The organism is Streptomyces sp. Je 1-4 4N24 (assembly GCF_026239515.1).
GTDB lineage: Bacteria > Actinomycetota > Actinomycetes > Streptomycetales > Streptomycetaceae > Streptomyces > Streptomyces nigrescens.
Genome location: NZ_CP110836.1, coordinates 2864794 through 2886215, shown reverse-complemented (window position 1 = coordinate 2886215; position 21422 = coordinate 2864794). Strand labels below are relative to the sequence as shown.

17 protein-coding genes are annotated in these 21422 nt (G+C 70.4%); 10 read left to right on the top strand and 7 right to left on the bottom strand.

All coding sequences use genetic code 11. The annotated features are described in order from the left end of the window. The first annotated feature begins 28 nt into the window (after nt 1-28). From SLV14N_RS12130 to SLV14N_RS12120, 3 genes are all read left to right on the top strand, one after another. Nucleotides 29-538, top strand: coding sequence for a MarR family winged helix-turn-helix transcriptional regulator (locus tag SLV14N_RS12130; RefSeq protein WP_026169233.1), 510 nt, complete (start codon nt 29-31; stop codon nt 536-538). 61 nt (nt 539-599) lie between these two features. Next, complete coding sequence (locus tag SLV14N_RS12125; RefSeq protein WP_127153063.1) at nt 600-932, top strand: DUF3817 domain-containing protein; 333 nt, start codon at nt 600-602, stop codon at nt 930-932. 172 nt (nt 933-1104) lie between these two features. Then, a complete protein-coding gene (locus SLV14N_RS12120) occupies nt 1105-2805 on the top strand; it encodes a methylmalonyl-CoA mutase (RefSeq protein WP_208680941.1) in 1701 nt (566 codons plus the stop codon). Nucleotides 2806-2919: 114 nt separating this feature from the next. Here SLV14N_RS12120 and SLV14N_RS12115 read toward each other — a convergent pair whose 3' ends face one another. Continuing rightward, complete coding sequence (locus SLV14N_RS12115) at nt 2920-4317, bottom strand: cell wall metabolism sensor histidine kinase WalK (protein WP_208680940.1); 1398 nt, start codon at nt 4315-4317, stop codon at nt 2920-2922. Then, nucleotides 4314-5036 carry a response regulator transcription factor gene (locus tag SLV14N_RS12110; protein WP_208680939.1) on the bottom strand — a complete coding sequence of 241 codons (723 nt, stop codon included), beginning with the start codon at nt 5034-5036 and terminating at the stop codon, nt 4314-4316. The genes SLV14N_RS12115 and SLV14N_RS12110 overlap by 4 nt, the downstream gene beginning before the upstream one ends. A 57-nt stretch (nt 5037-5093) precedes the next feature. Here SLV14N_RS12110 and SLV14N_RS12105 point away from each other — a divergent pair, with 57 nt between their 5' ends. Continuing rightward, the gene (locus tag SLV14N_RS12105; protein ID WP_208680938.1) at nt 5094-6254 is read left to right on the top strand and encodes a glycosyltransferase; all 1161 of its coding nucleotides are present in this window, start codon (nt 5094-5096) and stop codon (nt 6252-6254) included. Continuing rightward, on the top strand, nt 6251-7255 hold the full coding sequence (locus SLV14N_RS12100) for a GDP-mannose 4,6-dehydratase (RefSeq protein WP_263269314.1): 1005 nt from the start codon (nt 6251-6253) through the stop codon (nt 7253-7255). Before SLV14N_RS12105 ends, SLV14N_RS12100 begins: the two co-directional genes overlap by 4 nt. A gap of 51 nt (nt 7256-7306) precedes the next feature. Here the strand turns inward: SLV14N_RS12100 and SLV14N_RS12095 are convergent, their stop codons facing one another. Beyond that, nucleotides 7307-7951, bottom strand: coding sequence for a TetR/AcrR family transcriptional regulator (locus SLV14N_RS12095; protein ID WP_263269313.1), 645 nt, complete (start codon nt 7949-7951; stop codon nt 7307-7309). 419 nt (nt 7952-8370) lie between these two features. Here SLV14N_RS12095 and SLV14N_RS12090 point away from each other — a divergent pair, with 419 nt between their 5' ends. The 4 genes from SLV14N_RS12090 (at nt 8371) to SLV14N_RS12075 (ending at nt 12530) form a co-directional block, all read left to right on the top strand. Continuing rightward, nucleotides 8371-9342, top strand: a complete 972-nt coding sequence (locus SLV14N_RS12090) for a tetratricopeptide repeat protein (RefSeq protein ID WP_208680935.1) — start codon at nt 8371-8373, stop codon at nt 9340-9342. Nucleotides 9343-9952: 610 nt separating this feature from the next. Next, nucleotides 9953-10570, top strand: a complete 618-nt coding sequence (locus SLV14N_RS12085; RefSeq protein ID WP_018087337.1) for a DUF6230 family protein — start codon at nt 9953-9955, stop codon at nt 10568-10570. Nucleotides 10571-10699: 129 nt separating this feature from the next. Further along, complete coding sequence (locus SLV14N_RS12080) at nt 10700-11266, top strand: DUF6114 domain-containing protein (protein WP_127153072.1); 567 nt, start codon at nt 10700-10702, stop codon at nt 11264-11266. Beyond that, on the top strand, nt 11256-12530 hold the full coding sequence (locus SLV14N_RS12075) for a hypothetical protein (RefSeq protein WP_263269311.1): 1275 nt from the start codon (nt 11256-11258) through the stop codon (nt 12528-12530). The genes SLV14N_RS12080 and SLV14N_RS12075 overlap by 11 nt, the downstream gene beginning before the upstream one ends. 102 nt (nt 12531-12632) lie before the next feature. On the opposite strand, the gene pyk is transcribed toward SLV14N_RS12075, so the two are convergent. From pyk to pta, 3 genes are read right to left on the bottom strand one after another with little or no spacing between them, the layout of a single operon-like run. Further along, nucleotides 12633-14060, bottom strand: coding sequence for a pyruvate kinase (pyk, locus tag SLV14N_RS12070; protein ID WP_208680933.1), 1428 nt, complete (start codon nt 14058-14060; stop codon nt 12633-12635). Between the two features lie 60 nt (nt 14061-14120). After that, nucleotides 14121-15356: an acetate kinase gene (locus tag SLV14N_RS12065; RefSeq protein ID WP_263269310.1), complete on the bottom strand. Its 1236-nt coding sequence runs from the start codon at nt 15354-15356 to the stop codon at nt 14121-14123. A 43-nt stretch (nt 15357-15399) separates the two neighbouring features. Beyond that, nucleotides 15400-17496: a phosphate acetyltransferase gene (gene pta / locus SLV14N_RS12060; RefSeq protein ID WP_263269309.1), complete on the bottom strand. Its 2097-nt coding sequence runs from the start codon at nt 17494-17496 to the stop codon at nt 15400-15402. A gap of 231 nt (nt 17497-17727) precedes the next feature. On the opposite strand from pta, the gene SLV14N_RS12055 reads away from it, so the two are divergent. After that, nucleotides 17728-18753 carry an ATP-dependent 6-phosphofructokinase gene (locus SLV14N_RS12055; RefSeq protein ID WP_208680930.1) on the top strand — a complete coding sequence of 342 codons (1026 nt, stop codon included), beginning with the start codon at nt 17728-17730 and terminating at the stop codon, nt 18751-18753. Between the two features lie 82 nt (nt 18754-18835). On the opposite strand, the gene SLV14N_RS12050 is transcribed toward SLV14N_RS12055, so the two are convergent. Continuing rightward, entirely contained in the window at nt 18836-21388 is a 2553-nt protein-coding gene (locus SLV14N_RS12050; protein ID WP_208680929.1) for an ABC transporter permease, read from the bottom strand. Nucleotides 21389-21422 lie beyond the last annotated feature (34 nt).

Sequence of the window (21422 nt, the reverse complement as noted above, 5' to 3'; positions counted from 1 at the left end):
CATATGACCGCCGGGTAGTGTCGGAGGCGTGCCGAAGCCGCTCAGCCTTGCTTTCGATCCCATCGCGCGCGCCGATGAACTGTGGCAGCAGCGATGGGGCGCCGTGCCCTCGATGGCCGCGATCACCTCGATCATGCGCGCCCATCAGATCCTGCTGTCCGAGGTGGACGCGGTGGTCAAGCCGTACGGGCTGACCTTCGCGCGCTATGAGGCGCTGGTGCTGCTGACCTTCTCCAAGGCCGGTGAGCTGCCGATGTCGAAGATCGGCGAGCGGCTGATGGTGCACCCCACCTCGGTGACCAACACCGTCGACCGGCTGGTGAAGTCCGGGCTCGTCGCCAAGCGGCCGAATCCGAACGACGGGCGGGGCACCCTCGCCACCATCACGGACAAGGGCCGCGAGGTGTGTGACGCGGCCACCCGCGACCTGATGGCGATGGACTTCGGGCTCGGGGCCTATGACGCCGAGGAGTGCGCGGAGATCTTTGCGCTGCTGCGGCCGCTGCGGGTGGCGGCGGACGACTTCACCGACGAGTAGCGCCCGGCGTTCCCAGGGGGGCGGCGAAGATCGCCCCGGAACGGCTGGTTACGCTCGGGGCATGAAGCGAAGCGTCCTGACCCGCTACCGGGCGATGGCCTACGTCACCGCGGTGATGCTGCTGGTGCTCTGCACCTGCATGGTTTTCAAGTACGGCTTCGGGATGGGCAAGGACCTCACCCTCGTCGTCTCCCAGATCCACGGCGTGCTCTACATCATCTACCTGGTCTTCGCCTTCGACCTGGGCTCCAAGGCCAAGTGGAAGTTCGGCAAGCTGCTGTGGGTGCTGATCTCGGGCACCATCCCCACCGCGGCGTTCTTCGTGGAGCGCCAGGTGGTGCGGGAGGTCGAGCCGCTGATCGCCGGTGACGCCCCGGAGCCGGTGAAGGCCTGACGGCCGCCCCGGAAACCCCCGAAACCCCGCGGAACGCGCCTGTCCCCTTCGAGGGACGGGCGCTTTTGTGTTACCCCGAGGGTATTACGGACAGTGAGCATCGCTACGCATACGGCGACTCATCAGCCTCTCCCGTCGACAACTACTAGGACGTCCTAGTAAATTCAAGGGTATGGACGCTGACGCGATCGATGAGGGCCGCCGCCGCTGGCAGGCTCGGTACGACTCCGCCCGTAAGCGGGATGCGGACTTCACCACGCTTTCGGGTGATCCTGTCGAGCCGGCGTACGGACCCCGGCCCGGCGACTCGGTCGAGGGCTTCGAGCGGATCGGCTGGCCGGGCGAGTTCCCCTTCACCCGGGGGCTGTATCCGACCGGCTACCGCGGGCGGACATGGACGATCCGCCAGTTCGCCGGCTTCGGCAATGCCGAGCAGACGAACGAGCGCTACAAGATGATCCTCAAGGCGGGCGGCGGCGGCCTCTCCGTCGCCTTCGACATGCCGACCCTGATGGGCCGCGACTCCGACGATCCGCGGTCGCTCGGCGAGGTCGGGCACTGCGGCGTGGCCATCGACTCCGCCGCCGACATGGAGGTCCTCTTCAAGGACATCCCGCTGGGCGATGTCACGACCTCCATGACGATCAGCGGTCCCGCCGTCCCCGTCTTCTGCATGTACCTGGTGGCCGCCGAGCGGCAGGGGATCGACCCGGGTGTCCTCAACGGCACGCTCCAGACGGACATCTTCAAGGAGTACATCGCGCAGAAGGAGTGGCTCTTCCAGCCGGAGCCGCATCTGCGGCTGATCGGCGACCTGATGGAGCACTGCGCCCGCGGCATCCCCGCGTACAAGCCGCTCTCGGTCTCCGGCTACCACATCCGCGAGGCGGGCGCGACGGCCGCGCAGGAGCTGGCGTACACCCTCGCCGACGGCTTCGGCTATGTGGAGCTCGGCCTCTCCCGCGGGCTGGACGTCAACACCTTCGCCCCCGGCCTGTCCTTCTTCTTCGACGCGCATCTGGACTTCTTCGAGGAGATCGCCAAGTTCCGCGCCGCACGCCGGATCTGGGCCCGCTGGATGCGCGATGTGTACGGCGCCACGAGCGAGAAGGCGCAGTGGCTGCGCTTCCACACCCAGACCGCCGGTGTCTCGCTGACCGCCCAGCAGCCGTACAACAACGTCGTACGCACCGCCGTCGAGGCCCTGGCGGCCGTGCTCGGCGGCACGAACTCGCTGCACACCAACGCCCTGGACGAGACCCTGGCGCTGCCCAGTGAGCAGGCCGCGGAGATCGCGCTGCGCACCCAGCAGGTGCTGATGGAGGAGACCGGCGTCGCCAATGTCGCGGACCCGCTGGGCGGTTCGTGGTTCATCGAGGCGCTGACCGACCGGATCGAGGCGGACGCCGAGAAGATCTTCGACCAGATCAAGGAGCGCGGCAGGCGGGCGGTGCCGAACGGCGAGCACCCGATCGGCCCGATCACCTCCGGCATCCTGCGCGGCATCGAGGACGGCTGGTTCACCGGCGAGATCGCCGAGTCCGCCTTCCGGTACCAGCAGGCGCTGGAGAAGGGCGACAAGAAGGTCGTCGGCGTCAACTGCCACCACGGCTCGGTCACCGGCGATCTGGAGATTCTGCGGGTCAGCCATGAGGTCGAGCGGGAGCAGGTGCGGGTGCTCGGGACGCGGAAGGCGGCGCGGGACGACGCCCGGGTGCAGGCCGCGCTCAAGACGATGCTGGATGCCGCCCGGGGTGGCGGCAACATGATCGAGCCGATGCTGGAGGCCGTACGCGCCGAGGCGACGCTCGGCGAGATCTGCGGGGCCCTGCGCGACGAGTGGGGCATCTACACCGAGCCCGCCGGATTCTGACGTCCGGCCGGGAGGAGCGGCCCCGGGGCGGGGCGGCGGGCGACCTGCCTGCCGCCCCGCCCCTGTCTGCGGGCCCCCGGCGCCGCACCGGCCGCCCCGCGGCCCGCCGCCGCGCTACGGCAGCGGAATCCGCAGCCGGAAGAGGGCCCCGCCCCCCGGTGCCTGCTCGGCGGTGAGGTCGGCGTCGTGGGCGCGGGCGATCTGGCGGGCCATCGCCAGGCCCAGACCGGAGCCGGGCAGGGCACGGGCCGCCTTCGCGCGGTAGAAGCGGTCGAAGACATGGGGCAGATCGCCGGCCTCGATGCCGGGGCCGTGGTCGCGTACGGACAGGACCAACGCGCCCGCCGCGCAGGAGAGATCGGTCTCGACCGGGCCGCCCGGCGGGGAGAACTTCGCGGCGTTGTCGAGCAGGTTGGACAGCAGCCGGGCGAGGCGGGGCGGCACTCCGGGGATCACGGTGCCCGCCGCGGCGGGGTCGATGGCGGTGGTGAACGTGAGCTCCGGCCAGTGCTCCCGGGCCGCGCCCACGGCATGCTCCAGGAGGGCGGCCGGGCGTACCTGCTCGACCAGCGGCTGGGGTTCCTCGTCGCGGGCGAGTTCGATCAGATCGTTGACGAGGGTGGTGACCTCGCGCAGCTGCCGGCCCAGGGCGGCCGAGGCCCGGTCGCGCTGGGCGTCGGTCAAACGGTCGGCGCGGGCCAGGAGTTCGGCGTTGGTGCGCAGCGCGGTCAGCGGGGTGCGCAGCTCGTGGGAGGCGTCGGCGACCAGCCGGCGCTGGGCGGTGACGGACTGCTCCAGTTCGCCGAGCATGGTGTTGAAGCTGGTGGCGAGCCGGGTGATCTCGTCCTCCCGGCCCGCCGGGCCCGCGGGGAGTTCGATGCGATGGCGGGCGTCGCGGGTGGCGGCGATCCGCTCCGCGGTGGCGGTGAGCCGGGCGACCGGGGCCAGGCCCGTACGGGACACCCAGTAGCCCAGTGCGGCGGCCAGCAGGACACCGGCGCCGCCGACCGCGGCCAGCGCCCAGGCGGCCCGTTCCACGCCCCGGTCGACGGTGTCGGAGCGCTGGGCGATCTGCACCGCCTCGTCCTTGTCCCCCAGGCGCGTGGTGAGCATCAGGACCGGCCGGCCGGCCACCTTCTGCCTGTCGTAGAACGCCGCGCGCCGGCCGTCGGCGACCTGGCGGGTGGCGTCGGAGACGTGCAGCACATACGGCTCGCGCGGGTCCTTGGCGGGGTCGGACGGCACGATCTGGACGCAGGAAGAGGCCGGGTACCGGCAGAGGGTGTCACTGGGCGTCGGGCCCCAGTCGTGGCGGTCCCGGATCGTCTGGGTGGCCGTCTGGGTCAGGGTCAGCTTCAGCTGACGGGTCATCTGGTAGTCGATGATGGTGAACGCCGCGGCGCAGACACCGACCGCCACCAGCGCCACCGCGGCGGAGGCCGCGAGCGCCAGCCGGGCGCGCAGCGGGCGGCGCCGCCGCCAGCGGGCCCCCAGGCCACGGGTGCCGGTCATGCGCCCTCCGCGTGGTCCAGGCGGTAGCCGACCCCGTGCACGGTGTGGACGAGACGGGACTCGCCGCCCGCCTCCAGTTTGCGGCGCAGATAACCGATGTACACGGCCAGGGAGTTGGAGTCCGGGCCGAAGTCGCGGCCCCAGACGCGCTCCAGGATCACCTCGCGCGGCAGCACCTGCCCGGGGTGCAGCAGCAACAGCTCCAGCAGCGCCCATTCGGTGCGGCTGAACTCCAGGGGACGGCCCGCCCGGTGGCCGGTGCGGGTCACCGGGTCGACGACCAGATCGCCGAAGGAGAGCTGGGTGTCCTCCACGGCCGTGGCCGACGCCCGCCGCAGCAGGGCCCGGACCCGGGCGACCAGTTCGTCCAGGGCGAAGGGTTTGACGAGGTAGTCGTCGGCGCCGGCGTCCAGCCCGTCGACCCGTTCGCTGACCGAGTCCAGCGCGGTCAGGACGAGGATCGGGGTGCGGTCGTCCAGGGCCCGCAGCCGGCGGCAGACGGCCAGACCGTCCAGGACGGGCATCAGCACGTCCAGGACGAGGGCGTCCGGCTGCCAGGCGGCGACCTCCGAGAGGGCGGCCAGGCCGTCGGCGGCGCCGCGCACCGCGTAGCCCTCCACGGCGAGGCCGTCCTCGACGGCGGCACGCACCTCCGGTTCGTCGTCGACGACGAGGATCTTGGGGGCTGGGGTGTTCCCGGGGGTGGGCGGCATGGACATAGGCTGCCAAACACCTCTCTTAGAAGCTTCTTAGGGCACATCGCGAGCGTGGCGGCCATGCGCACACCACTCTCTGTCGTGATCGGTGCGGGCGGCACCGGCGGCCATATCTATCCCGGTCTCGCTCTTGCCGACGCGCTCCGCCGGGCCGTGCCCGAGGCGGTGATCTCCTTCGTCGGGACCGAACGCGGCTTGGAGACGCGGCTGATCCCGCAGGCCGGATACCGGCTGCACACCGTTGACATGATCCCCTTCGATCCCGCACTCGGCGCCCGACGCTATCTGCTGCCGGCCGCGCTGCTGCGCTCGGGTGGCCAGTGCCGGGCGATTCTCAAGGAACAGAAAGCCCAGGTCGCGGTCGGTATGGGCGGCTATCCGAGCGCCCCGGTGATCGTCGGGGCCAGGATGGCCGGGCTGCCGAGCCTGATCCATGAGTCCAACGCGGTGCCCGGCCGGGCCAACAAGTTCGCGGCCCGGCTCACCCCGCATCTCGCCCTCGCCTTCGACCGCAGCCGGGAGCATCTGGCGGGCGGCGAGCGGGCCGAGACGGTCGGGATGCCGCTGGTCGGCCCGCTGGCCGAACTGAACCGGGAGCGGCTGCGGCCCGACGCCCGCTGGTCGTTCGGCATTCCGGACGACGCGCGGCTGCTGCTGTTCAACGGCGGCAGCCTGGGCGCGGCCCGGCTGACCGAGGCGGCGGTCGGGCTGGCCGGCCGCTACCGGTCGCGTACGGATCTCCGGCTGCTGATCAAGACCGGGCCCGCGGCCCTGGAGGAGACCCGGGCCCGGCTGGCGGCCAACGGCGGGGACGCGGTCGCCGAGGCCGTCCCGTACCTCGACCGGATGGATCTGGCCTACGCCGCCGCCGATCTCGTGGTGTGCCGGGCCGGTTCGGCGACCGTCGCCGAGCTGGCCACGATCGGGATGCCGGCCGTCCTCGTCCCGTATCCCCATGCGCCGGGCGACCACCAGACCCATAACGCGCGGGTGCTCTCCGACGCCGGGGCGGCGCTGCTGCTGCCCGACCCGGAGACCTCGGCCGAGCGGCTGGACGCGCTGGTCACCCCGCTTCTCGACGACCCGGACCGGCTCGCCGCGATGGGCGCGGCCGCCGACCCCGGCACCCATGCGCAGGCCGCCGACCTGCTGGCCGCCAAGGCGCTGGCGCTGGCCGGTCACCCCCTTGCTCAGCACCTCAGGATGAAGGAGACAGCATGAACAGCACGACGCAGCAGTGGACGGGCCGCAAGGTCCTGGTGACCGGGGCCGAGGGGTTCATCGGCTCGACCCTGGTCGACATGCTGGTGGAGGCCGGCGCCGAGGTCCGCGCGTTCGTCCATTACAAGCCGTACGCCGAAAAGGGAAACCTGGCGCGCTATCTCGTGCCGGGCGGCCCGGTCGAGATGATCGCGGGCGATGTCCGGGACGCGGGCCGGGTGATGGACGCGGTCGCGGACTGCGACACCGTCTTCCATCTGGCCGCGCTGATCGGGATTCCGTACAGCTACGACTCCCCGGGCGCGTATGTGCAGACGAACGTGGTGGGGACGGAGAACGTCGCGGAGGCCTGCCGGCGCCATGCGGTGCGCCGTCTGGTGCACACGTCCACCAGCGAGGTCTACGGGACGGCGCTGACCGCGCCGATCGGCGAGGACCACCCGCTGCAGCCGCAGTCGCCGTACTCCGCCTCGAAGATCGGCGCGGACATGATGGCGCTGTCGCACCGGCACGCCTTCGGGCTGCCGGTGACCGTGGTGCGGCCGTTCAACACCTACGGGCCGCGGCAGTCGGCGCGGGCCGTGATCCCCACGATATTGGCCCAACTCCACGCCGGCGCCCGGCAGATCAAGCTCGGCTCGCTCACCCCGACCCGCGACTTCACCTATGTCACGGACACCGCGGCCGGGTTCCTGGCGATGGCCGACTGCGACCGGGCGCTGGGCGAGGTCGTCAATCTCGGCACCGGCCGGGAGATCGCGATCGGCGCGCTCGCCGAGGCGCTGATCGCGGCGTCGGGCCGGGAGGCCGAGGTGGTGGTGGACGCCGAGCGGCTGCGGCCGGCCGGCAGCGAGGTCGAGCGGCTGCTGTCGGACAACTCCCGGGCGCGCGAGTGGGCTTCGTGGCAGCCGGAGGTCTCGCTGGAGCAGGGCCTGAAGCGGACCTCGGAGTGGGTGGCGGAGCACCTGCACCTCTTCGCGGCGGACCGCTACCAGGTCTGACCGGCACCGGGGCCGGGCGCCCGCCGCCGTACCGCGGCGGGGCGCCCGGCCTCAGCCGTGCTCGCCCAGGCCGCCCAGGCCGGTGAGGAAGAGGGTCGTGAAGTCGCGCCCCCAGGCGGCGTCCACGGGCTCGCCGCTGACCAGGGTGCGGTGCACGATCGCACCGGCGATCACATCGAAGATCAGGTCCATGTTGCGGGTGGCCGCCCGTTCGCCCTCCTCACCGGGGGTGTCCGGGGGCAGTTCGCCGCGGGTCTGGGCGCGCGAACGGCCGAGCAGGACCAGCCGCTTCTGGCGGTCGACGATCGCCGAGCGGATCCGCTCGCGCAGCGCTTCGTCGGTGGTGGACTCGGCGACCACGGCCATCAGCGCCGTCTTGGTCTCCGGCCGGGCCAGCAGGGCGCCGAACTGCAGCACCACGCCCTCGATGTCGGACCGCAGAGAGCCCCGGTCGGGGAGTTCGAGCTCGTCGAAAAGGACCGCCACGGCGTCCACGACGAGCTCGTTCTTGTTGGCCCAGCGGCGGTAGAGCGTCGTCTTGGCCACGCCGGCGCGGGCCGCCACATCGCTCATGGTGAGCCGCCCCCAGCCCAGGTCGACGAGCGCCGCACGGGTCGCGCAGAGGATCGCCTGGTCGGTCTCGGCGCTGCGGGGGCGGCCCGTGCGGCCCTTGCGGGGGCTGGCGGAGTGGTGCATGCGGGCGACCATACCGGCCAGTACGAGGCCGGGCGGCGTCCTCCGTGAGGGAGATCACTCGGCGTGGGGCCGGAACTGGTGGTTGCGCGGGGGCGACGGCGAGTTACGCTACGGGTCGTAGCGTAAGAGCGATAACCACTGGCCATGGGTGGGGACCCATGGCCGCGCACGACGGCCCTCCTCGGGGCCGGACAACGGTCCTCCTCGGGACCGGACGGGCAGCGGTCCCGGACGCACACCGGCATTCCGGCGGGGTGTGCGGACGGGGTGCGGTGCCCGGCGAAAGGTCCGGTTGCACCGCCGGAGCCGCCTTCCGCACGACCGACCGCACCACCGACCGCCGTACCGATCAGATCGCCGACCGCACCGCTTTCCGGATCGCTTTTCGGAACGGGCCGCCCAGGGGGGAGGATGGACCCATGCAGCCACGCAATATGTCCATGAGTGGAGTCGTCGACCTCGCAGCGGTGAAGGCGGCCGGGGAAGCGAAGCAGAAGGCGGAGCAGGCACGCGCCGAGGCCGCCCGTACGGGCCGGGCGCCCACGAGCGGTGCCCGCCTGGTGTTTGACGTCGACGAGGCAGGGTTCCAGCAGGACGTCCTGCAGCGCTCCACCGAGGTTCCGGTCGTCATCGACTTCTGGGCCGAGTGGTGCGAGCCGTGCAAGCAGCTCGGTCCGCTGCTGGAGCGTCTCGCGGGGGAGTACGCCGGCAAGTTCGTGCTGGCCAAGATCGACGTCGATGCCAACCAGATGCTGTTCCAGCAGTTCGGGGTGCAGGGCATCCCGGCGGTCTTCGCGGTGGTGGCGGGCCAGCCGATCCCGCTGTTCCAGGGCGCGGCCCCCGAGTCGCAGATCCGCGATGTGCTCGACCAGCTGGTGCAGGCCGCCGAGCAGCAGTTCGGCATCGTGGGGGCGCCCGTCGACCCGCAGGCCGCGGGTGAGCAGCCGGAGGCCGAGGCCCCGGCGCCGGCCGGCCCCTATGACGCCCTGCTGGAGGCCGCGAACCAGGCGCTGGACTCCGGCGACCTGGGCGGTGCCGTGCAGGCCTACAAGAACGTGCTCTCCGACGACCCCGGCAACCCGGAGGCCAAGCTGGGTCTGGCGCAGGCCGAACTCCTGCGCCGGGTGCAGGACCTGGATCCGCAGGCGGTGCGCAAGGAGGCCGCGGAGAACCCGGCCGATGTGCCGGCGCAGATCCGTGCCGCGGACCTCGACCTGGTCGGCGGCCATGTCGAGGACGCCTTCGGGCGGCTGGTCGACGCGGTGAAGCGGACCGCGGGGGACGACCGGGAGGCCGCGCGGGTGCGGCTGCTGGAGCTGTTCGAGGTCATCGGTGCGGACGATCCGCGGGTAACGGCGGCCCGTACGGCGCTTGCCCGGGTGCTGTTCTGACCCGCTGTCTTCTGACTCGCCCGCTTCTGACCAGTACGGCCTCCGTGAGTTGACCAAACAAACGGCACAGCGGCCACGTTTTACCAAAACTTGGTAAACGTGGCCGCTGTTACTTCAAGTAAGTCTGGGCGACCCTCTTGCGGCACTGTGTCCGCAATTGCCTCATGTCCCCTCACTGTTAACGACGACGTTCTGTGTCCAGTTGATTTCGCCGTGTCGTGGCGTGTTTATCGGGCCGTTACCCGCAAGTAACGAGCCCCTTGTGCGGCGGCCGTGAATGGACCACGATCGGCCAGGCTCGGTCCATTCCTCCAGCCCGGCATCCGGTCGGTGCAGCGGGGTACTTGGGTCCCCACCGAGTGGTCGGCGGCAGTGGCGCCGGCCGTGGACAGGGGGGTCTCTGCCCCACCCGGCAGGGCCTGTCCAGGAGGTTGCGCGAGAGCGTGGCCAGTGGTTGTCGCTCGGGGGTGATCGCCGGTATTCGGAACACGATGTGCCTCCGAGAACAGGCGCTCTCCTTCCCGAGGACGTAGCACTTCTCCCATCCCAGGTACCGCTCCCAACTCGGGCGGCCGGTACCGGAGATGTACGTCCGAGAAGGAGGAAAGTCATGGAGTCCCTGGCTCGTGGCGGGACCAGATGGAAGCGGTTCGCCGTCGTCATGGTGCCCAGCGTCGCGGCGACCGCCGCGATCGGCGTCGCCCTTTCGCAGGGTGCGCTCGCGGCATCGTTCAGTGTGTCCGGTCAGCAGTTCAAGGTCACTACGGACCGTCTGGACGGCACCGGCTTTGTTCAGTACGGAGCCATTGACGCCCAGAAGGGCGGCAAGCAGGTCCCGGTGGCGGTCTCGGGGTTCTCGAACGCCAAGATCAAGAACCTGTGCCAGTCGGTAGTTGTTCCGGTCCCGGTCTTCGGCGATGTGTCGATGAAGCTGTCGGCCGGTGGCGGAGCCACGCCTGTCGAGGCGAAGAACCTCTACATCGACCTCGACCAGCTGGACGCGGACGCGACCTTCAACAACATCGACATCGGTGTTGCTGCAGGCTCGACGACCAAGGGTCCGGGCATGCACAAGGGCGACAAGGCCGACCCGGGCTCGTTCGCCCAGCAGGCCGACTCGGCCACGCTGACCCACGTCAAGCAGACTGCCTGGGCCACGACGGCCGGCACGTTCAAGCTCAGCGGCCTCAAGATGAGCGTCGCCAAGGGCAAGAGCGAGTGCTTCTGACGCACTGAGCGTGCGGGCGCGGGGCGAGCTGTGCGGCAGTTGCCGTTCCCCGTGCCCGTACGCGGGTAGCGCTCAGTAGGACACCCAGCACAGAACCACCGATTTGCCAGTCCCGAGGAGCTGTACGACATGAGCGCCGAAACGCGACCACGGCTGATCGAGACCATCGGCCGGAAGCGGATTTCGTTCCGGGAGTGGCGCGGACACCGCCCGTTCTGGGGCGGATTGCTGACTCTGCTGGCCGGCATCCCGATCATGTACATCCCTTACGCGAATCTCACGATCGGTTCCCTGACCGTCCGCATGGCGACCACCGCCGGCGCCGGCTCGCTGATCATCGGCGTACTGCTGGTCGTGCTCGGTCTGACCATGTGGTTCCAGCCGGCCTCGCGTGTCTTCGCGGGTGTGGCGGCGATTCTGCTCTCCCTGGTCTCCCTGGTCGTCTCGAACTTCGGCGCCTTCCTGATCGGCTTCCTTCTGGGGCTGATCGGCGGTGCGCTCGGTGTCTCCTGGGCGCCGGGCAGGACCTCTCAGGGCGGGAACGACACCGAGGAGCCGGCCCGTCACACGGTCGCCGGACCGGTGGTCGCCACGCACCCGGCGCCTGCCGCCGGTCCCGGGTTGGGCAATGGACTGGACGACCTGTCAGGAACGAGCCCGACCAACGGAACGAACGGGAGGCACCGTGCCGGGTGACGAGCTGCACGAGGAGAACGCAGCTACCGGGGCGAGAACCGGGCCGCGGCACGCGGCACCGAGGAAGCCGCTGCTGACTCGGTTCCACGTGCCCGCGGGCAAGGCGATAGCCATCGCCGCCATGCCCTCCGCCGTGCTCATGGGCATGGGGCTGACGCCCCAGATGGCGATAGCCAAGCCGGCGCCCAAGAGCCCCTTCAAGGACGGCCCGTGCGTCACTGCTCCGGACAAGGTGGAGCAGAAGGACGGCGCGTCCAAGGACGGCGCGAAGGACAGCAAGGACGACACCAAGCCGTCGGACGAGCCCTCCGCCTCGCCCTCCCCCTCGGCCGGCAAGGACACGGACAAGACGCCCGAGCCCGAACCGTCCGGCTCCGCGAAGACCGACGAGCCCTCGGGCTCCGCGACCCCGTCGCCGTCGCCCTCCGAGGAGAAGGAGGACGACGGGGGCCTGCTGGGCGGCATCGGTGATGCGCTCGGCGGTCTCCTGGGCGGGGACGACAAGGACGAGGAGCCGGCCGCCTCGCCGAGCCCCTCCGCGTCCGGGACGGCCTCCCCGAGCCCCTCGGCGTCCGCGTCGAAGGACGCCGGGTCCGCCACGGAGAAGGTCACCGAGCCGGTCACGGACACCGTCGACCGCCTCAAGGACGGCGCCGACAAGGCCGGTGACACCGTCAAGAACGGGTCGAAGACGGTCAACGACACCGTCCACGGCGCGGTGGGTGCGGCGGACAACGCCCTGCCCGGCGGTGGCGTCGACGGCAAGGACGCCGACGGCAAGAAGGCGTACCCCTGTGTCGTCGAGAACAAGCAGAAGGGCGAGGACGAGCAGACGCCCGTCACCCTGCCCGACGACCCCTGGCACCTGGAGTCCAGCGCGCTCACCCTGCGCGGTCTGAACTACGAGGGCGTCGTCAATGTCACCACCCAGAACGGCCACACCAAGCAGGCCCTGAAGTTCACCGCGGACAGCGTCGACATCGGTGATCTGCATCAGACCGTCGACGACCGGGCGTCCGGCAAGAAGTACCACGTACAGGCGTCCCAGGGGTCCACGTCCACGATCCGCGGCGGCAAGGTGACGATGTACACCGAGCGGCTGCAGGGCAACCTCTTCGGGTTGATCCCGATCGTCTTCGACCCCGAGCACCCGCCGCCGCTCAATGTCCCGTTCGCCTACTTCACCAAGGTGAAGATCGACCAGGCGGGCCAGTTCGGCGGCAACCTCCACGTCCCGGGTCTGCACCAGTTCATGACCGGCTGAGCACGCCCCGGGCCACCGACCCGTTCGGGAGCCGCACAGAAAACGGCGGTGGGCCGCCCCCTCCCCAGGGGGCGGCCCACCGCCTTTTCGTGCGCCGGAGGGTCAGGCCTGCTCGCCGCCGAGGTGGTGCACCCGGACCATGTTGGTGGTGCCGGGGACGCCGGGGGGCGAACCGGCGGTGATGAGCATGGTGTCGCCCTTGCTGTAGCGCTTGAGCTTGAGCAGCTCGGCGTCGACCAGGTCGACCATCGCGTCGGTGTTGTCGACGTGCGGCACGACGAAGGCATCGACGCCCCAGCTCAGCGTGAGCTGGTTGCGGGTGGACGCCTCGGTGGTGAAGGCCAGGATGGGCTGGGCCGCGCGGTAGCGGGAGAGGCGGCGGGCGGTGTCACCGGACTTGGTGAAGGCGATCAGCGCCTTGCCGTCCAGGAAGTCCGCCATCTCGCACGCCGCGCGCGCCACCGAACCGCCCTGCGTGCGCGGCTTCTTGCCGGGCACCAGCGGCTGGAGGCCCTTGGAGAGCAGCTCCTCCTCGGCCGCTTCGACGATCTTCGACATCGTCTTGACGGTCTCGATCGGGTACTGGCCCACCGACGACTCGGCGGAGAGCATGACCGCGTCGGCGCCGTCGAGGATGGCGTTGGCGACGTCGGACGCCTCGGCGCGGGTCGGGCGGGAGTTGGTGATCATCGACTCCATCATCTGGGTCGCGACGATCACCGGCTTGGCGTTCCTGCGGCACAGCTCCACCAGGCGCTTCTGCACCATCGGGACCTTCTCCAGCGGGTACTCCACCGCCAGGTCACCACGGGCGACCATGACGGCGTCGAAGGCCATCACGACCTCCTGCATGTTGGCGACCGCCTGCGGCTTCTCGACCTTGGCGATGACCGGGACCCGGCGGCCCACCTCGTCCATGACGCGGTGCACGTCCTGGACGTCCTTGGCGTCCCGCACGAAGGACAGCGCGACCATGTCGCAGCCCATCCGCAGGGCGAACTTCAGGTCCTCGATGTCCTTCCCGGACAGCGCGGGGACGTTCACCGCGGCGCCGGGCAGGTTGATGCCCTTGTGGTCGGAGATGACCCCGCCCTCGATGACGATGGTGCGCACCCGCGGGCCGTCGACCTCGACGACCTGGAGGGCGACATTGCCGTCGTTGATCAGGACCGGGTCGCCCTTGGACACATCGCCGGGCAGGCCCTTGTAGGTCGTCCCGCAGATGGTCCGGTCACCGGGGACGTCCTCGGTGGTGATGACGAACTCGTCGCCCCGCACCAGCTCCACGGGGCCGTCGGCGAAGGTCTCCAGGCGGATCTTGGGGCCCTGGAGGTCGGCCAGCACACCGACGGCGCGGCCGGTCTCCTCGGAGGCCTTTCGGAGGCGGTGATACCGCTCCTCGTGCTCCGGCTGGGTCCCGTGGCTCATATTGAAACGGGCCACGTTCATACCGGCCTCGATCAGCGTCTTCAGCTGGTCGTAGGAGTCGACGGCGGGGCCCAGGGTGCAGACGATTTTGGAACGGCGCATGGCGGAATCCTATCGGTTTGTTTCAGAGCGGAATATTCCGGTAGGTGGAAACACCAATGTCTAGGCGTTGACCAGGGCGTATGTCTGCTGGGCAATCTCCAGTTCCTCGTCGGTCGGTACGACGGCGACCGCCACCCGGGCGTACTCGGGCGAGATCAGCCGGGGCTCGCCGGACCGTACGGCGTTGAGGTCGGCGTCCACGGCCAGACCCATCTCCTCCAGGCCGGCGACGGCGGCCGCGCGCACCGGGGCGGCGTTCTCCCCGACGCCCGCGGTGAACGCCACCGCGTCGACCCGGCCGAGCACCGCGGTGTAGGCCCCGATGTACTTCTTCAGCCGGTGGATGTAGATGTCGAAGGCGAGCCGGGCGCGCTCGTCACCCTCGTCGATCCGGCGCCGGATCTCCCGCATGTCGTTGTCGCCGCACAGCCCGACCAGTCCGCTCTTCTTGTTGAGCAGCACATCGACGTCGTCCTCCGACATCCCCGCGACCCGCTTGAGGTGGAAGGTCACCGCCGGGTCGATGTCGCCGGAGCGGGTGCCCATGACCAGGCCCTCCAGCGGGGTGAGCCCCATCGAGGTGTCCACACAGCGGCCGCCGGCCACCGCCGAGGCGGAGGCGCCGTTGCCCAGGTGGAGCACGATGACATTGACCTCGGAGGGGTCCTTGCCCAGCAGCTCGGCGGTCTTGCGGGAGACATACGCGTGCGAGGTGCCGTGGAAGCCGTAGCGGCGGATGCGGTGGGCGTCGGCGGTCTCCACGTCGATGGCGTAGCGGGCCGCGTACTCCGGCATCGTGGTGTGGAAGGCGGTGTCGAAGACCGCGACCTGCGGCAGGTCGGGGCGCAGGGCCTGGGCGGTCCTGATGCCGGTGATGTTCGCCGGGTTGTGCAGCGGGGCGACCGGCACCAGCCGCTCGATCTCCTTGAGCACCGCGTCGTCGATCACGGTCGGTGCGGTGAACTTCAGCCCGCCGTGCACCACCCGGTGCCCGATCGCGGCCAGCTGCGGGGAGTCGAGGCCGAGACCGTCGGCGGACAGCTCCGCGGCGACGGCCTTCAGCGCGGCCTCGTGGTCGGCTATCGGGCCTTCGGTCTCGCGTGTGCCGCCGCCGGTGGCCAGCGGGGTGTGGGCCAGGCGCGAGGTCTCCTCGCCGATCCGCTCGACCAGTCCCACGGCGAGACGGGTGCCCGCGGCGGAGCCGCCGGCCGAGTCCGGCTCCATGTCGAGCAGCTGGTACTTCACCGACGAGGAGCCGGAGTTGAGGACGAGAACGCGGGTGGCGGTGGCAGTCATGTAGCGCTTTCCGATGGGGTGGGGGAGACGGGCGGGGCCTGGGTCAGGCGGTGTGTGCGGCGCCGGGCTGGGCACCCTGGGCCTGGATGGCGGTGATGGCCACGGTGTTGACGATGTCCTGCACCAGGGCGCCGCGCGAGAGGTCGTTGACCGGCTTGCGCAGACCCTGCAGGACCGGACCGACGGCGACCGCACCGGCCGAGCGCTGCACGGCCTTGTAGGTGTTGTTGCCGGTGTTCAGGTCCGGGAAGATCAGCACGGTGGCCTTGCCCGCGACATCGGACTCGGGGAGCTTGGTGCGCGCGACCGCCGCGTCCACCGCCGCGTCGTACTGGATCGGGCCCTCGACCAGCAGATCGGGGCGCAGCTCACGGACGATCTCGGTGGCCTTGCGGACCTTGTCGACGTCCGCACCGGAGCCGGAGGTGCCGGTCGAGTACGACAGCATCGCGATCCGCGGCTCGACGCCGAACTGGGCGGCGGTGGTGGCCGACTGGATGGCGATGTCCGCCAGCTGCTCGGCGTTCGGGTCCGGGTTGACCGCGCAGTCCCCGTAGACCAGCACCCGGTCGGCCAGGCACATGAAGAACACCGAGGACACGATCTGGGCGCCCGGCTTGGTCTTGATGACCTCGAAGGCGGGGCGGATGGTGGCCGCGGTGGAGTGCACCGCACCGGAGACCATGCCGTCGGCCAGGCCTTCCTGGACCATCAGCGTGCCGAAGTAGGAGACGTCCGCGACCACGTCGAAGGCCAGCTCGACGCTGACGCCCTTGTGGGCGCGCAGCTGTGCGTAGCGCTCGGCGAACCGTTCGCGCAGCTCGGAGGTCTGCGGGTCGATGATCTGGGCGCCGGCCAGATCGATGGCCAGGTCGGCGGCGCGCTTGCGGATCGCCTCCTCCTCGCCCAGCAGCGTCAGATCGCAGACATCGCGGCGCAGCAGGACGTCGGCGGCGCGCAGCACCCGCTCCTCGCTCCCCTCGGGGAGGACGACGCGGCGGCGGCCGGCGCGGGAGCGCTCGATCAGCTCGTGCTCGAACATCATCGGCGTGACCCGGCCGGAGCGGGCGACGGAGATGCGGTTGGTCAGCTCCACGGTGTCCACATGCCGCTCGAAGAGGCCGAGCGCGGTCTCCGCCTTGCGGGGGGAGGCGGCGTTCAGCTTGCCCTCGATGGCGAACAGCTCGCCCGCGGTCGGGAAGGAGCCGCCGGGTACGGAGACCACCGGGGTGCCGGGCGCCAGGCGGGCGGCCAGCGCCATGATGTCGGGGCCGGGCCGCTCGTCGAGGGTGAGCAGGACACCGGCGATCGGCGGGGCACCGGCGCTGTGCGCGGCGAGCGAGCCGATGACCAGGTCCGCCCGGTCCCCGGGGGTCACCACGAGAGCGCCGGGGGTGAGCGCCTTGAGGAAGGTCGGCAGCATGGCGCCGCCGAAGACGAAGTCCCGGGCGTCCCGGGCGAGCCCCGAGTCGTCGCCGAGCAGCACCTCGGCGCCGAGGGTGTGCACGATCTGGCCGACGGTCGGCGCCGAGAGCGAGCCGTCCTCGGGGAGCGCGTAGCAGGGCACGGGGAGCCGGGCGGCGAGGCGGTCGACGATGGCCTCGCGGTGCTGGGGGGTCACCCGGTTGACGACCATGGCCACGACGTCGCAGCCCAGCGAGTCGTAGGCGCGGTAGGCGTTGCGGGCCTCGGCGCGGACGGACTCGGCCTCCTGGCCCTGGCCGCCGACGACGGCCAGCACCGAGGCGCCGAATTCATTGGCGAGCCGGGCGTTGAGGGCCAGCTCGTCCGGGAGGCTGGTGGCCGCGAAGTCCGAGCCGAGGACCAGGACGTACTCATAGTCCCTGGCCACGGCGTGGAAGCGGTCGACGAGCCGGGAGACCAGCTCATCGGTGCCGCGCTCGGCCTGGAGGGTGGCGGCCTCGTCGTAGCTCAGGCCGTAGACGGTTTCGGCGGACTGGGTGAGCCGGTAGCGGGCCCTCAGCAGGTCGAAGAGCCGGTCGGGTCCGTTGCTGTGCATCAGCGGGCGGAAGACCCCCACCCGGTCGACATGGCGGGTCAGGAGCTCCATGACTCCCAGCTCGACGACCTGGCGGCCGTCGCCGCGGTCGATACCGGTCACGTACACGCTGCGCGTCACGCGTGCTCTCCGATCCATTCCGTTGGCCGCAAGGTCAAAATCAGCCGTTATCGTGGGCTTGCCCCTCTTGACAATACCTGCGGCAGTGGATAAGCCGCTCTCCCAGTTTCCCTTGTGGAGCCGGTACGGGGACAGTAGGGGTGAGGTCTGTGTGCGGGGAGGGCCGGCCGGCCCGTGAAACAATCGGACCGGCTCACACGAACCAACAGCGAGCACAGGAGACACAGCACGATGCGTATCGGAGTCCTCACCGCAGGCGGCGACTGTCCCGGCCTCAATGCTGTGATCCGGTCTGTTGTCCACCGTGCCCTCACCGGGCACGACGACGAGGTCATAGGCTTCGAGGACGGCTTCAAGGGGCTGCTCGAAGGGCGCTTCCGCAAGCTCGACCTCGACGCGGTCAGCGGCATTCTCGCCCGCGGCGGCACCATCCTCGGCTCGTCCCGGCTGGAGCGCAACCGGCTCCGCGAGGCCTGTGAGAAGTCCAAGGACCTCTCCAAGGACTACGGCATCGACGTCCTGATCCCGATCGGCGGCGAGGGCACCCTCACCGCCGCGCGGATGCTGGCGGACGCCGGGATGCCGGTCGTCGGCGTCCCCAAGACCATTGACAACGACATCTCCTCCACCGACCGCACCTTCGGCTTCGACACCGCCGTCGGCGTCGCGACGGAGGCGATCGACCGCCTCAAGACCACCGCGGAGTCGCACCAGCGGGTGATGGTCGTCGAGGTGATGGGACGGCACGCCGGCTGGATCGCGCTGGAGTCCGGGATGGCCGGCGGCGCCCACGGCATCTGTCTGCCCGAGCGCCCCTTCGACGTCGACGACCTGGTCACGATGGTCGAGGAGCGGTTCGCCCGGGGCAAGAAGTTCGCGGTCGTCTGTGTCGCGGAGGGTGCCCACCCCGCCGAGGAGACCATGGACTACAAGAAGGGCGCGATCGACCAGTTCGGTCACGAGCGGTTCTCCGGTATCGGCAACCACCTCGCCATCGAGCTGGAGAAGCGCCTCGGCAAGGAGGCCCGCCCGGTCATTCTCGGCCATGTCCAGCGCGGCGGTACCCCCACCGCGTACGACCGGGTGCTCGCCACCCGCTTCGGCTGGCACGCCGTCGAGGCCGCCCACCGCGGCGACTTCGGCAGGATGACCGCGCTGCGCGGCACCGACATCACGATGGTGCCGCTCGCCGAGGCGGTCACCGAGCTCAAGACGGTGCCCGACTGGCGGATGGACGAGGCCGAGTCGGTCTTCTGAGCCACAGCCGTTCCGCACCCACCACGACGGCGGCGCGCCTCCCCTCGGCCGAGGGGAGGCGCGCCGCCGTTCGTCCGCGCGGTCACTGTGCGCCGATGGACTCCAGCATGTTCAGCCGGGCCGCCCGGCGGGCTGGCCACAGCGCGGCCAGCACCCCCACGACCAGCGCGATCAGCACGAACAGCCCGAGCCTGCCCCAGGGCAGCAGCAGTTCGTACGTCGGGAGCCCCTCGCTGACCAGATTGCTGCCGGCCCAGGAGAGGAAGATCCCCACGCCGATCCCCAGCACCGCGCCGAACAGCGAGATGACCACCGACTCCAGCCGGACCATCTGCTTGATGCCGCTGCGGTCCAGTCCGATCGCCCGCAGCATCCCGATCTCACGGGTCCGCTCGAAGACCGACATGGCGAGGGTGTTGACGACGCCCACCACCGCGATGATGACGGCCATGCCCAGCAGTCCGTACATGATGTAGAGCATGGTCTCGATCTGGCCGGCGTTCTCCTTGCGCAGGTCGGCGTGGTCCTTGACCGTCAGCAGCGGGCTGTCGCCGAGGGCGTGCCGGATCTGCTTCTCCAGTCCTTCCGTCGGGCCGTCAGCGGCCTTCACCAGCAGCTTTTCGTTCTTCATCTCGCGCAGGTGCGGGTCCACCAGGGACGTGGCGCCGATCGCCTCGCCGACCTCCTGGTTGTCCGCGTAGATCCCGGCGATCTTCAGCTTCGCCTTCTTCTTGTCCTCGAAGGACGCGTCGAGGGTTTCGCCGGTCTGCCAGCCGTGCTCCTTGGCCGCGGTCTGGGAGATCGCGATGCCGTTGGCGCCGGCCGCCGCCAGCGAACCGCTCTTGAAGTCCAGTTGGGCGACCTTGCCGATCGCCGCGAGGTCGGTGCCGACCAGGTTCAGGTAGGAATCACCGGCCTCGAAGCCCGAGTTGCGCACCGGAGCCATCGCCGTGACGCCCGGGATGTCCGCCACCTTCTGCGACAGCTTGGTGTCCAGACCGACGAACGTGGAGGTCTCGATCTTGTAGTCGGCCTTCAGTCCCTTGGCCGTCATCTTGTCCGTGGCCACCTGCGCGGAGTTCCCGACGACCGTCATCCCGGTGATCAGGGTGAGGCCGATCATCAGCGCCGAAGCGGTCGCCGCCGTACGGCGCGGGTTGCGCAGCGCGTTCTCCTTGGCCAGCTTCCCGCCGATGCCGAAGAGCCGGGTGGTGAGCACACCGGCCAGCGAGACCAGGGGCCGCGACAGCAGCGGAGCGAGGATGATGACGCCGGTCAGCGTCAGCATCGAGCCCGCCATCGCGATCGGCATGTCGTCGGAGGACTTCAGCGTGGTGACGTAGAACATGACCGCGACGCCGAGGCCGGTGACGACCGCGCCCAGGGAGTTGCGGATCACCAGGCTGCGCAGCGCCGGCGGCGCCTCGACGGTGTTGAGCGCCTCCACCGGGGCGATCTTCGCCGCCTTGCGGGACGGCAGCCAGGCGGCGAGTACGGTCACCACGACACCCACCGCGAGCGAGGAGAGCACCGCGGTCGGGCTGATGATGACCGGACCGTCCGGGAAGCCCGCGCCATTGGCGTCGAGCACCGCCCGCAGGCCCACCGCGATCCCGGCGCCCAGCCCGAACCCGATGACGGACGAGACCAGGCCCAGCAGGGAGGCCTCGGTGAGTACCGAGCGGACCACCTGCCGGCGGGAGGCGCCGATCGCGCGCATCAGGGCGATCTCCCGGCTGCGCTGGGAGATCAGCATGGTGAAGGTGTTGGCGATGATGAAGATACCGACGAACAGGGCGATACCGGCGAAGACCAGCAGGGTCTGGCTCAGGGACTTGTTCTGTTCGGCGATCATCCGGGACTGCTCGGCGGCGAGTTCGGTGCCGCTGGTGGCCTCGGCCCGGTCCTTGGGCAGGATCTCGCGGATCTTGGCGGTCAGGGACTGCTGGTCGGTACCGGGCGCGGCGCCCACCACCAGCTCGTCGAACTGGCCGGGGTGCAGATAGAGCTTCTGTGCGGTGGCGGTGTCGAAGAGCGCCAGGCTGCCGCCGGCGGTCACCTGCGGGTCCTCGCTGGTGACGATGCCGACCAGCTTCTTCGTCAGTACCGGGCCGTCGGTGGCGAACCGCACGGAGTCGCCGAGCTTGTGGCCGGCCGCCTTCGCGGTGGCCTCGTCCAGCGCGATCTCGTCGCCGGCGGCCGGTCCGCGGCCCCGCATCAGCGGGTAGCGGGCGTCGTAGCCGTCCTTGTCCGGCTGGAAGTTGGCGGCGAGGTTCTGCCAGCCGTTGCCGATCGGGATGCCGTCCGGGCCGGCGAGGGTGGCCGTGCCGGTGACATTGCGCCGCACGGACTGCACGCCGGGCAGCGCACGGACGGTGTCGACGACCTTGTTGTCGAGGGCGGTGGTGCGCTTGCCGTCCTTGCCGGTCAACGGGGCGTTGTCGTCGGCGACGGCCTGGACGGAGACGGCCACGTCCTTGAGGTTCTTGGTGGAGGCCTTCTTGACGGCCTCGCCGACGGTGTCGCTGAAGATGAGGGTGCCGGCGACGAAGGCGACGCCGAGCAGGACCGCGAGCGCGGTCATCATCAATCGGGCTTTGTGCGCAAGGACGTTGCGCAGGGCGGTTCGCAGCATGGTGGTGGTGTCAGTCCTGGGTCCGGTGGCTCGG

Excerpts from the sequence above, each read along its gene's own strand:
- SLV14N_RS12125 (WP_127153063.1), top strand. The coding sequence starts at position 600 with ATGAAGCGAAGCGTCCTGACCCGCTACCGGGCGATGGCCTACGTCACC.
- SLV14N_RS12120 (WP_208680941.1), top strand. The coding sequence starts at position 1,105 with ATGGACGCTGACGCGATCGATGAGGGCCGCCGCCGCTGGCAGGCTCGG.
- SLV14N_RS12115 (WP_208680940.1), bottom strand. The coding sequence starts at position 4,317 with ATGACCGGCACCCGTGGCCTGGGGGCCCGCTGGCGGCGGCGCCGCCCG.
- SLV14N_RS12110 (WP_208680939.1), bottom strand. The coding sequence starts at position 5,036 with ATGTCCATGCCGCCCACCCCCGGGAACACCCCAGCCCCCAAGATCCTC.
- SLV14N_RS12105 (WP_208680938.1), top strand. The coding sequence starts at position 5,094 with ATGCGCACACCACTCTCTGTCGTGATCGGTGCGGGCGGCACCGGCGGC.
- SLV14N_RS12100 (WP_263269314.1), top strand. The coding sequence starts at position 6,251 with ATGAACAGCACGACGCAGCAGTGGACGGGCCGCAAGGTCCTGGTGACC.
- SLV14N_RS12095 (WP_263269313.1), bottom strand. The coding sequence starts at position 7,951 with ATGCACCACTCCGCCAGCCCCCGCAAGGGCCGCACGGGCCGCCCCCGC.
- SLV14N_RS12090 (WP_208680935.1), top strand. The coding sequence starts at position 8,371 with ATGCAGCCACGCAATATGTCCATGAGTGGAGTCGTCGACCTCGCAGCG.
- SLV14N_RS12085 (WP_018087337.1), top strand. The coding sequence starts at position 9,953 with ATGGAGTCCCTGGCTCGTGGCGGGACCAGATGGAAGCGGTTCGCCGTC.
- SLV14N_RS12080 (WP_127153072.1), top strand. The coding sequence starts at position 10,700 with ATGAGCGCCGAAACGCGACCACGGCTGATCGAGACCATCGGCCGGAAG.
- pyk (WP_208680933.1), bottom strand. The coding sequence starts at position 14,060 with ATGCGCCGTTCCAAAATCGTCTGCACCCTGGGCCCCGCCGTCGACTCC.
- SLV14N_RS12065 (WP_263269310.1), bottom strand. The coding sequence starts at position 15,356 with ATGACTGCCACCGCCACCCGCGTTCTCGTCCTCAACTCCGGCTCCTCG.
- SLV14N_RS12055 (WP_208680930.1), top strand. The coding sequence starts at position 17,728 with ATGCGTATCGGAGTCCTCACCGCAGGCGGCGACTGTCCCGGCCTCAAT.
- SLV14N_RS12050 (WP_208680929.1), bottom strand. The coding sequence starts at position 21,388 with ATGCTGCGAACCGCCCTGCGCAACGTCCTTGCGCACAAAGCCCGATTG.